Below are 11,150 nucleotides of genomic sequence, written 5' to 3' on the forward strand. Positions count from 1 at the left end.
CGGCCCTCGGCGCGGGCGCGGCCCCCCGGGCCCCCCCCCCCGCCCCCGCCCCCCCCCCGCCCCCCGCGCGCACCCCCCCCCCGGGGGCCCCCCCGCCCCGGGGGGGGGGGGGGGCCGCTGTCGTGCGGTACCCGGATTCTTCCGGTTCCTGTTCGATCCGACACTGTTGCGTGGTGAATGAGAGGAATTGATCTACGCCCATATGGGTGAAAAGATCGGAACGACTTTGAGCACGGATAGTGTCTTGATCTGTGCCTTGGCGCACATATAACGGAACAATCTCACTCGCCTTGGGTAGCTTTCGGCCCCATGGCATGGACCAATTCGCAACGTTCCGTAATCGCTTCGGGTCTCGCGGCAGTGGCGCTCGGGGCCGGGATCGCGGTTCCGGCTCAAGCGTTCGCCGCCGACACCGGGCAGCAGCAGCGCGTCGTCGAGCTGGTGAACGAACAGCGGGCGAACGCCGGTTGCGGGCCGGTCACCGCAGACCAGCGGCTCGCCGAAGCCGCCACCGGGCACAGCTCCGACATGGCCACCCGCGGCTACTTCTCGCACACCACGCCGGAAGGCGTCACCTTCGACCAGCGGATCAAGAAGGCCGGTCACCCGTCCGCCGGCGCCGAGAACATCGCCCAGGGGCAGCGCAGCGCCGAACAGGTCATGGACGCCTGGATGAAGTCCGACGGGCACAAGCGCAACATCCTGAACTGCTCGCTCAAGAGCATCGGCGTCGGCATCGACGACGGCGGCTCGACCTGGACCCAGGACTTCGGCTACTGAGCCGACGATCCTGTCCGATTCGGACCCCGATCCGCACCACCCCGAAGAATGCGGCCTCGGTCCGAATCGCGGAGAAACCCGGTGGGGACCGGGAAGCAGGGGTGTCACACGCGCGGCCGGGGAACCGTTCCCCTCTCCCGGTCCCCCGGCCGCGCACCCCGCTGCCGAACCCGCCTCGCGCCGAGCCTGGCGGAACCCCGGTTGGCCGTCCCGCTGCGGGAACGTTCACCGGTGGCCGCGCCACGGGCGACGGCGCCGTGCTCGCACGGATCCCGTCGAGAACCCGCGGGTGGTTCGTGCTCCGGCGGCCCGCGGCTGCGAGGGCCCTCGTCAGCTCACCGCCGGGCCGATGTCGCCGACGTGGAGGGGGCCGTCGATCGCGCTCGGCCAGTCGACGCCGATCCCGCCGCCCTGCGGCAGGGTGAGCTGGGCCGTCGATACCGGGATCGGGTCGGAGGACTCCGGCGGGGTGGCCACGTAGGCGACGCCGGGGTGCTGCTCGTCGATCGTGTACCGCTGCGCGGAACCCGGCTCGGGGCTGATCACCTCGACGGGCTGCTGCGCCTCTCCGTCGAAGAAGATCAGGGACGACGGCGCGCCCTCGACCTCGCAGGACACCCCGGGCTTCGCCGCGAAGGTGATAGCGAACAGCCGCCCGTCGTCCGGCGCGTGGCCCTCCGCCACCGAGACGTCCAGGTCACCCGGCGTGCACCAGGGGTACTCGGGGGCGTCCGCGGCGGCTGCCGCGCCCGCGGTGAGCAGCGCACCTCCGCCGACCAGGGCGCTGAGCGCGGTGGCGGTGGCGACGCGGCGGAACTTCGCGGTGCTGAGCATGTGGTGCCTCCTGGCGGTCGTCGTGTTCCTCGACCACAAGACGCGCGGCACCGGCCGAGGATGCCCCCGGCCGGGCAGGAGTGAGATCCCGGACCGGCGGGCAACCGGATCGCGCCGCGGAGCGTTCTCGCCCGGATCAGGCGATGCCGATCTCCGCGGCCAGCTCGTCGAGCTGCGACTCGTACAAGCGGTCCGAGTTGACCAGCGCGAACGGGAACCGCCCGAACACCTCCAGCGCCACGTGCCCGTACAACCGCACCCACCAGCGCAGCAGCACGAACACCGCATCGGTGTCGTAGGCGCTCTCGGGGACGTCCTCGGCGAAGGCGTGCGCGAGGGCCCGCTGGTTGGCGGCGAGCTCGGCCTGCAGGTCGGCGGGCGCGGCGTCGTGCCGCACGAGCGTGGTCGCTTCGACCATGAGCGGCCCGATGACGCTCATGAACACCCCGGCGAACCGGTCGTCCGAGCCGTCGCCGCGCGCCGACGCACCCGGTTCGCCGGTCTCGTCGGACCGCGTGGCGAACACCAGCGCGAACTCCTTCGGGTGGGCGAGCGCCCAGCGGCGGAACCCGTGGCAGACCGCGTTGAGCTTGCCGCGGAAATCAGCCGGGTCCACCTGCTCCAGCCGTTCGTTGAGCTCGTCGACCAGGTCGGTGCAGACGTCGTCGCCGAGCCTGCGCAGCAGGTCTTCCCGCGAGTCGTAGTAGCGGTACAGCGCGGGCGCGGTGATGCCGAGCTCGCGGGCGATGGCGCGCAACGTCACCGCGTCCCGCCCCTGCGCGATGAGCAGGGCGCGCGCGTGTTCGAGGATCTCCAGATCGGTGGCCGCACGGATGCGTTCGCGCCGGGTGCCCTGGCTCGTCATGCGGTCGCTCCATCGAGTGCTGCCGCTGGTGCTGGCGCTGCGGCGCGGATCGGGACGTCACGGGCACCGTAACGGGTCGTAGCGGCCGGACCGGTGGAACGCCCGTTTCGGTGATCAGGAATAAGCCGAGCGGCGGTGGCGTTGCGCGGTGGAGGCCAGTGGATCACTCGTCGGTGATCGCCCGACCGTGGGAGCGGGCCCGGGCCACCCGGGAACCGGAGCGCCGGGCTCGGGAACGCCGTTCCCGGTGGACGCGGTCGCGTCGGAAGCCGGGGACGCGGGGACCACTGCGCGCACGAGAACATCACGGCAACGGGCTCCGGCCCGGAAGCAGGGAGGTGCGGCCGATGGGCGCCGCGGAGCTGATCGTCTACACCAGGCCGGGTTGCCCGTTCTGCACGTCGCTGCGGGCTGGCCTGCGGCGCCAGGGCCTGGAGTACCGGGACGTCGACATCTGGCAGGAGCAGGACGCGGCCGCGGTGGTCCGCTCGATCGCCGACGGCAACGAGACGGTGCCGACGGTCGTGCTGGGCGACTGGACGGCGGTGAACCCGTCGGCGGGGCAGGTGCTGGACGCGGTGCGCGAGCACGCCCCCGAGCTGCTGCCGGACCACAAGCCCGGTCCCGTCGAAGGCACCTTGAACGCCCTGGGCCTGAAGCGGGATCGCTGAGCTCCCCGGGAGTGGGACCAGGGGCCGGCCGCACGGGGGGCGTCACGGCCGGCGCCTGGGGGTTGCGATCGCCGGTGGCGCGATACCGGCGAGCAGCAACTCATCCAGTCTGACGCGCGGCCGCGTCGCGCGGATGCCACTTGGTCGAGAACTACCCCCGAAAGGGTGGGAACGTTCCGGAGTTCGGTGGTTGGAGTTGCGGCGAACGCTGCGCGGGGGACGTGATCCGGGAGTCGCCGGGCCTCATGCCGATTTGTCGACATGTCGCCGTCTCGACTCATCGACGTCTTGACTCGGCGTCATCTCGACCCGGCGCCGTCTCGACCCGGCCCCGTCTCGACCCGGCCCCGTCCCGTCCCGACCCGGCCCCGTCCCGACCCGCAGGGCCCGTCTTCGACGGCCGTTTTGATCAGCGCCCGTCTTGGTCCAGCCGCTGTTTCTCGACCCGGCGCGGCCTTGGCCCCACCCGACCGTTCGACCTCGGCTCCGCCGCGGCCTAGCTCCGCCGTCGCGGCACCTGCCGGACGCGAAGTCCGCTCCGAGCGGTCTCCGCCCCGCCGAGTCGCTCCCGCCGAGTCGCCCCGCCGACATGTCGACACGTCGACCCGAGGCACGACCGGGCGTGTCGACGCGGCGACATGTCGACACACCGACCTGTCGCCGCGCCCGCGCCGACCCGCGATCACGCGGTGGCCCGCTCCTCGCGCTCCCCGACCAGCCGCGCGTAGCGGGTGCCCCCGGCCAGCAGCAGGAGCCCGGCCGCGAGGAACGCCAGCACCCGCACCAACCCGGACAGCGCCGCCAGGTCGAACAGCAGCAGCTTCGCCAGCGCGGCCCCGACCAGCACGAACCCGGTCACGCGCGCGGACACCGAGCGGATCCCGCGCAGCAGCGCCAGCAGCGCGGTCGCCAGCCAGGAGACGGTGATCAGGGCGTGCCCGGCGAGGAACCCGGCCGGGCCGGGCACCACCAGGAGGCTCAGCGCCAGCACCGCGCCGCTCCCGCCGTAGAGCACGCCGAGGGCCGCGGGCAGCACCGCGCGCGGGCTCGCCGCCAGCACGCCCAACCGGACCGCGGACCAGGTGATGCTCGCGGCGGCGGCGCCGATCAGCAGGAACGCGACCACACCGGAGAGCACTGCCGAGGTCGAACCGGCCGCGAAGGGCCCGGCGGGGAAGAGCAGGAACGACGTCGGCGGCACCTCGGCGACCAGCGCGAGCAGCGTTCCGGCGGTGCCGAACAGCGCGGCGCCCAGCAGCAGTCCCCTGCCGCGCAACCGGTGCGCGAGCAGCGCCAGCAGCACCGCCTCCGCGAGCAGCCCCAGCGACCGGCCGGAACCACCGGCGACCAGCAGCGTCGCCTGGAACGCGGTCAGCGCGGCCATCCCGCCCGCGACGGTGCCGAGCACCCGGGGCACCGCGCTCGCCAGGCCACCGGCCCACACCGCGCCCTGCGCCGCGGCGACGAACACCAGCACCCCCAGCGCGGACCAGCGGTCCAGCAGCGGTGCGACGAGCAGGGTCGGGGCCCCGGCGGCGACGAGCAGCGCGATCGCGAGCGGGTCGCGCGGGCGGTGGCGCGCGGTGACCACGGCGAGCGCGACTCCCGCGCAGGCCACCGCCAGCGCGGCCGCCGTCGCGGGCCACGGGTCGCCCGCGAGCAGCGCGTGGCCGTCGGCGACGACCGCGGCCAGCACCGCCGGGACCGCGGAGGCGGCGGTGAGCCCGCGCCAGGACCGGCGCACCTGCACCGGCATCGCGGCGACCTTGAGCACGACGAGGAACCCGGTGAGCAGCGCGGTGGAGGCGGGTTCCGCCGGCACCGGGCCGAACAGCAGCGGCGCGCACAGCGCGCAGCCCAGCACCACGCCGACCGCGAGGGCCTGCGAGAGCCAGCGGTCGGCCAGCCACAACCCGAGCAGCGCGAGCACCAGGGCGGCGGCGAGCCCGGCCGGCGCGGGCAGGAACTCGTAGAGCGCGGTCGCGGCCAGCACGTCCAGGTAGAACACGGCGATGCCGGTGGCGGCCAGCGCGAACGCCCCGGCGGCCGCGGTCGAGCGCCGCCGCACCTGGAACGCGCACCCGAGCAGCACCGCGCCCCGGGCGGCGCCGCCCGCGGTCCGGCCGACCGGTCCGATCCAGCCGTGCTGCACGGCCATGACCATGAGCAGCACGACGCCGAGCAGCGTGATCGCGGCCCCGGCCCAGGCGAGCAGCCGGGTGCCCTGCCGAGCGGTCCAGTTCGCCATCCGGTCCAGCGGCGTCGGTCGCGGCGGGGGCGGTGGCGCGGTGCCGGTGAACGGGTGCGAGGCCGGGTGCAGCGGTGCGTGGTGGTGCGGGGGCGGAACGGTCGCCGGGTGCTGCGGGTAGCCGCCGCCGACCGGGCGGTTGAGCCACGTCAGCAGTCCGTCTGGCTGCGGCGGGACGAAGTGCGCGGCCGGTCCGGCCGGGGGCTGGGAGGTGGCGGGTCCGGCGGAGTTCCGCGCCGCGCCGGGCTCGACGGTGCTGGAACCGTCGTGGCTGCCGGGGTCGCTGGGCGTGCCGGAGTCGTGCGAGGAGCCGAGATCGCGGGAAGGAGCGAAGTCGCGGGGAGAACGGGATTCGCCGGGAGAACGGGATTCGCTGGGAGAACGGGGCTCGCTGGGAGAACGGGGCTCGCGCGCCGCGCCGGAACCCAGGGAGGGATCGGGGTCGCGAGGAGAACCGGGCTCCTGGGACGCACCGGAACCGAGGGCGGGGTCGGGCTCGCGAGGTGTCCCGAAGTCGCGGGAAGGCTCCAAGTAGTGGGGAGGCTCGGATTCGTGGGAAGGCTCGGATTCGTGGGAAGGGAGGGTTCCACCGGACGAGCCGGGCTCGCCGGAAGTTCCGCAGGAGTCGGACTCTCCCGGCTCGCCACGACCGGCCCCCGAAGACGGGGCAGCCCCCGCCGCGGGCGCGGCCGGGGTCTGCGTCGGTTCGGCGAAGCTGGTGTCGACGGGCTCGCCGGGGATCGGTGCGGTCCCGGTGCGGATCGTCGCCGTCGGGAGCGGGATCCGGTCGGGTGCGCCCGGTCGGGCACGTCTGCTGCCGCCGGGTGTCGGTCGGTCGGGTGGCGCGGCGAGGATGCCGCCGGTCGGTGCGGAGCGTTCCCCAGTGATCACGGTGTCACCTTCGGTGTTCGTCGTGGTTTCCCCAGATGCCGTTGCGCGCTGCGCGGCCGGACCGCGAAGCTGCTCCCCGAGCACGCCGAGTTCGGTCCCCAGCTCGGTGAACATCACGGCGATCCGGTCGATCGGATCGGCGAGGTCGCCGAGGTCGGAAGCGGGGCCTGCGATCGTGCGTGCTGTGCGCTGTGTTGCCATGAGCACACTCTGTCGGCCGAAGGGGTCCGGCGGGATCCGTACGGCTACTCATCGGTTACTCATCGGTCAGCTGAACCGCTGCTCCGTACGGGTACGTACTGGGTCACCGAATCACCTGGCGTGCCCGTTCCGGCGGTGCATTTCCGGGCCGATCGGATGAGCCCTGCCTACGATCGAGGAGAGGCCGCAAGAGAAGGGTATGGTCTAGACCATGTCGCTGTTCACTGGTGTCGGAGTCAGCTCCGGCCGAGCATCCGGCCCGGTCGCCAGGGTCGCCGAAGCCCTCCCCGAACCGGCCGCGACCCCGGCGCCCGCCGACGCCGCGGCCGAAGCGCGCCGGATCCGCCCGGCCGCCGAAGCCGTCGCGAACCGGCTGTTCGAACGTGCCGGAGTCGTCGGGGGCGAAGCCAAGGCCGTGCTGGAGACCACCGCCGCCATGGCGCTGGACCCGGCGCTGCTGTCCCAAGCCGAACAACTGGTCACCAACAACGCGCTCCCCGCGCCGCGCGCCGTGCACGAAGCCGCCAACGGCTTCGCCGACGCGCTGCGCAACGCGGGCGGCTACCTCGCCGAACGCGTCCGGGACATCCACGACGTGCGGGACCGCGTCATCGCCGAACTGCTCGGCGCCACCCCGCCGGGCGTGCCCGACCTGGACCGGCCGAGCGTGCTGCTCGCCCGCGACCTCGCGCCGGCCGACACCGCCGACCTCGATCCGCGGCTGGTGCTCGCGCTGGTCACCGAGGAGGGCGGCCCCACCAGCCACACCGCGATCCTGGCCCGCGCGCTCGGCATCCCCGCCGTCGTCGCGGCCCGCGGCATCCTCGCCGCGGCGCCCGTCGTCGGCGTGCTCGTCGGCGGCGCCACCGGCAGCGTCGAGACGTCCGGCGAACCGGTGCGCACCCGGGCCGCCGAGCGCGGGCGGGGCGTGGACTGGAACGGCGCCGGCGGCACCGCCGACGGGCACGCCGTGTCCATCGTCGCCAACGTCGGGTCCGCCGTCGACGCGCGGCTCGCGGTGGAGGCCGGGGCGCAGGGCGTCGGCCTGTTCCGCACCGAGTTCTGCTACCTCGGCGCCGACGAGGAACCCGACGTGCGCACCCAGCGCGCCGCCTACGCCGAAGTGCTGTCCCCGTTCGAGGGCAGGCCGGTCGTCGTGCGCACCCTCGACGCGGGCGCCGACAAACCGCTGTCCTTCCTGGACATGGGCACCGAGCCGAACCCGGCGCTCGGCGTCCGCGGGCTGCGGGTCTGCTTCGAGCGGCCCGGCGTGCTGGACCGGCAGCTGGAGGCCATCGCCGGGGCCGAGCAGGACTCCGGCGCGAAGGTCTCGGTGATGGCGCCGATGGTCGCCACCGCCGACGAGGCCGCCTGGTTCGCCGACCGGGTGCGCGCCGCGGGCCTCGGCCGGGCCGGGGTGATGATCGAGGTCCCGGCCGCCGCGCTCACCGCCGACGAAGTGCTCGACGCCGTCGACTTCGTCAGCGTCGGCACCAACGACCTCGCGCAGTACGTGTTCGCCGCCGACCGCATGTCCGGCGCGCTCGCCGGGCTCAACGACCCGTGGCAACCGGCGCTGCTGCGGCTGGTCGCGCTGATCGGGCAGGCCGGGCACCGGCTCGGCAAGCCCGTCGGCGTCTGCGGCGAGGCCGCGTCGGACCCGCTGCTGGCGGGCGTGCTCGCCGGGCTCGGCGTCAGCAGCCTGTCGATGGGGGCCGCCGCGGTGCCCGCCGTCGGCTCCGCCCTCGCCGCACATCCGCTGGTGGCGTACCAGAAGGCCGCGGAGGAGGCGAAGAACGCCCCGAACGCGGCCCGCGCCCGCGAAGCCGCCTTCGCCACCCTGCAGTGACGCGTCGCCGGGGTGGGGTGCGCAGCGGCACCCCACCCCCGGTCACCGGGGGCCCCGGCGGGGGGGGGGGGGGCCGGGGGGGGGGGGGGGGGGGGGGGGGGGGGGGGGGGGGGCGGGGGCGGGCGGGGGGGCGGGGGGGGCGCGGGGGGGGGCGGGCGGGGGGGCCCCCCCCCCCCCCCCCCCCCCCCCCCGGCCGCCGGTGCGGGCCGCGGCGGGCCCCCCCCCCGGCGCGGCGGGCGGCGAGCTCCATCCCCAGCGGAGCCCGTCGCCCACGGACACCCGCGGGCGTCCGGGTCCACCCCCGTCAGGCCCGCACGTGGTCGCCGAGCACCGGGCGCACCAGCTCCCGCAGCCGCCGCGACGGTTCGATGCCCAGCTCCCGGTCCAGCAGCTGCTCGTACCGCCGGTAGTGGCGCAGGGCCTGCGCCGGGTTCGACTGCTTGAGCAGCACTTCGACCACCGCGCAGTGCGCGGTCTCGCGGAACGGTTCGACGACGGTCGCCGCCTGCGCCACTTCCAGCGCGGTCGCCAGCTGGCTCGACTGCACCAGCCGCTCCGCGGCGATCTCCAGCGCGTGCACCTGCAACTGCTGCAGGCGCTCCCGCTCGGCCAGCACCCAGTCCTCGTACCAACCGGGCAGCAGCTGGTCCTGCCGGGCGAGGGTGTGGCCGATCGCCGCCCAGTCGGCCACCGGTTCCTGCCGCAGCAGCCGCTGCCCCGTGGACGTCAGCTCGTGCACGTCCACCGACACCTGCTCCCCCAGCCCGATCTCCGGCCCCCCGCCGACGATCGCCCCCTGCACCCGCCTGCGCACCCGCCACAGCGTGGTCCGCAGACTCGCCAGCGCGCTCTGGTCGTCGTTGCCCGGCCACAGCGTGCCCGCCACGAGGTCGCGCTGCGTCCGCCCGCGCAGCGCCAGCAGCGCCAGCAGGCGCTGCCCGTTGCTGGAAACGGCCACTCCCGCGCCGTCGCAGTGCAGCGACCACCCGCCCAGCAGGGTCAGCTGCAGCCGCGGCGCGGCTTGCGGTCTCGGGAGCGGGATCGGGCGCGCAGGTCCCTCGCTCATGGTTCCCCCCTTGTTCCGGCCAAGACGGGCCACACGCAGGCATGACCCGTCACCGGTGGCGTCGTGGCGGTGACGGCGCGCCGTTACACGACTACCCGGGGTGACGTTCCGGCTGCTCACGAGATGCGCAGGCCGAGCCGGTTGCGGGTCGCCGGCGCCCGGTGCCGCGGCACGTAGCGCGGGTGCTTCTTGCGGTACCAGGCACCGATCTTGCGCCCGGTGCGGATGACGAACGCGATGCCGCCGATCCACGGCAGCAGCAGCACGAACATCGACAGCACCGCCAGCACCCCGGCCAGCACGTGCCCGTTCGCGAAGCCCGCGGCCCCGCTGAGCCAGTAGTCCTGCCCGCGCTCCAGCGCCGTGCCCAGGTACCGCGGCACCCGCACGAACAGCAGCGCCACCGCCAGGAACAGCACCGGCACCACGACCGCGACCCAGCAGGTGACCAGCAGCCGCACCCGCGGCCGCAGCGCCTCCCCGGCGGACTCGCCCGGCTGCTGCTTGCCCAGCGCCTTGCGCACCATCGGCCGCACCAGTCCGAACAGGTTCGGCACGCCCACCAGGTCGCCGAGGATGTAGTAGCCGTCCATCCGGATCAGCGGCAGCAGCTGCTGCAGCATCTGCATGTGGCTGAGCACGATGAACACCGCCAGCGGTGGGAAGTGCGTCGCCCAGAACAGCGCGGCCACCGCCAGGATGTAGATCGCGTTGAAGTACAGCCCGCCCAGGTCGGTGCGCAACCGGCCCGCCCGGTTCAGCCGGTAGGCGTCGGTGACGTTCGTGTAGAACGCCGGGAAGATCAGCAGGATGCCGACGCCGATCGCGCCCGGCTTGCCGCCGCCGTAGTGGCAGGCCGCGGCGTGCCCGGTCTCGTGGAACAGCGTGGAGCTGATCAGCAGCACGATCAGCGCCAGCACCTGCACCGGGTCGCCGACCGCCGAGTGGAACGCCGGGTCCAACGCGCCGGAGGCGACCAGCACCACGTCGGCCACGAGCATCCCGGCCAGCACCGCCACCACCAGGATCGGCTGGAACAGCGGCGCGAGCACCGCGGCCAGCGGCCGCACCACCTTCGCGGGCAGCAGCACCCCGCGCAGCGCCAGCGCCAGCAGCGGGTCGGCGCGCGGCGCGTTCGCCACCGGCTCGTCCAGCGCCGCCACGCCCAGGGCGTGCAGCTTCTCGGCGACCAGGTAGCCGATGCCGAGCGGCGAGATCTCCCGGCCCGCGGCGGCGCTGACCCGCGCGGCGATCTCCCGGAGGTCGCGACGGCCGTCGATGTGCGTGGTCACCCCGTAGAGCAGCTCCGACACCAGCACCATCTGGCCGTCGGCGCGGGCGATGAGGAAACGCGGATCGGTGTACCCGGCGCCTTCGTACCGGCCGCACAGCGAGACCCCCGCCGCGAGCTGCGGCACGGCGTGCTCGTCCACCTCGGCGGTGGCGGCGGCTTCCGGGGCCTCGGGCTCGGGTGGTGGCGCGTCCCGGTGGGTGGCCTGCGCTGGCACCGGGGGCGAGCCGGTGCGGCGTCGGCTCCGCGGGGTGGACGAGGCGGGCTCGGCGGGTGCGCCCGGCCCGACCTGGGTGGTTTCTGACATGGTTCCCCTCCAGGAAAACCGGCCGGGGGGGGGGGGCCCCCCCCCCCCCCCCCGCCGGGCCGGGGGCGTTCCGGGTTTTCGACCCCGGGGGGTGAGTCCCCCCGCCCCCCCCCGCGGCCCCCCCCCGGGGGGGCCCCCCGCCCCCCG

Annotated in this window: 8 protein-coding genes; 3 read left to right on the forward strand and 5 right to left on the reverse strand. The window is 74.8% G+C overall.

All coding sequences use genetic code 11. The annotated features are described in order from the left end of the window. Positions 1-360 precede the first annotated feature (360 nt). A complete protein-coding gene (locus LCD31_RS08270) occupies positions 361-780 on the forward strand; it encodes a CAP domain-containing protein (protein WP_308011295.1) in 420 nt (139 codons plus the stop codon). Between the two features lie 330 nt (positions 781-1,110). Here the strand turns inward: LCD31_RS08270 and LCD31_RS08275 are convergent, their stop codons facing one another. Beyond that, positions 1,111-1,614, reverse strand: a complete 504-nt coding sequence (locus LCD31_RS08275) for a DUF4232 domain-containing protein (RefSeq protein ID WP_224957058.1) — start codon at positions 1,612-1,614, stop codon at positions 1,111-1,113. Between the two features lie 136 nt (positions 1,615-1,750). After that, complete coding sequence (locus tag LCD31_RS08280) at positions 1,751-2,479, reverse strand: TetR/AcrR family transcriptional regulator (protein WP_224957060.1); 729 nt, start codon at positions 2,477-2,479, stop codon at positions 1,751-1,753. Positions 2,480-2,826: 347 nt separating this feature from the next. On the opposite strand from LCD31_RS08280, the gene LCD31_RS08285 reads away from it, so the two are divergent. Then, complete coding sequence (locus tag LCD31_RS08285; protein ID WP_224957062.1) at positions 2,827-3,150, forward strand: glutaredoxin domain-containing protein; 324 nt, start codon at positions 2,827-2,829, stop codon at positions 3,148-3,150. Between the two features lie 682 nt (positions 3,151-3,832). Here LCD31_RS08285 and LCD31_RS08290 read toward each other — a convergent pair. Next, a complete protein-coding gene (locus LCD31_RS08290) occupies positions 3,833-5,929 on the reverse strand; it encodes a DUF2339 domain-containing protein (RefSeq protein WP_224957065.1) in 2,097 nt (698 codons plus the stop codon). Positions 5,930-6,701: 772 nt separating this feature from the next. On the opposite strand from LCD31_RS08290, the gene LCD31_RS08295 reads away from it, so the two are divergent. Then, positions 6,702-8,339 (forward strand): phosphoenolpyruvate--protein phosphotransferase, encoded by a 1,638-nt coding sequence (locus LCD31_RS08295; RefSeq protein WP_224957067.1) that lies wholly within the window; start codon positions 6,702-6,704, stop codon positions 8,337-8,339. 304 nt (positions 8,340-8,643) lie between these two features. Here LCD31_RS08295 and LCD31_RS08300 read toward each other — a convergent pair whose 3' ends face one another. Both LCD31_RS08300 and LCD31_RS08305 read right to left on the reverse strand, forming a co-directional pair. Further along, positions 8,644-9,405, reverse strand: coding sequence for a BTAD domain-containing putative transcriptional regulator (locus tag LCD31_RS08300; RefSeq protein ID WP_224957070.1), 762 nt, complete (start codon positions 9,403-9,405; stop codon positions 8,644-8,646). A gap of 116 nt (positions 9,406-9,521) precedes the next feature. Next, positions 9,522-11,003, reverse strand: a complete 1,482-nt coding sequence (locus tag LCD31_RS08305) for a hypothetical protein (RefSeq protein WP_224957071.1) — start codon at positions 11,001-11,003, stop codon at positions 9,522-9,524. Positions 11,004-11,150: the final 147 nt, after the last annotated feature.

Source organism: Saccharopolyspora sp. 6M (assembly GCF_020176775.1).
GTDB lineage: Bacteria > Actinomycetota > Actinomycetes > Mycobacteriales > Pseudonocardiaceae > Saccharopolyspora_C > Saccharopolyspora_C gregorii.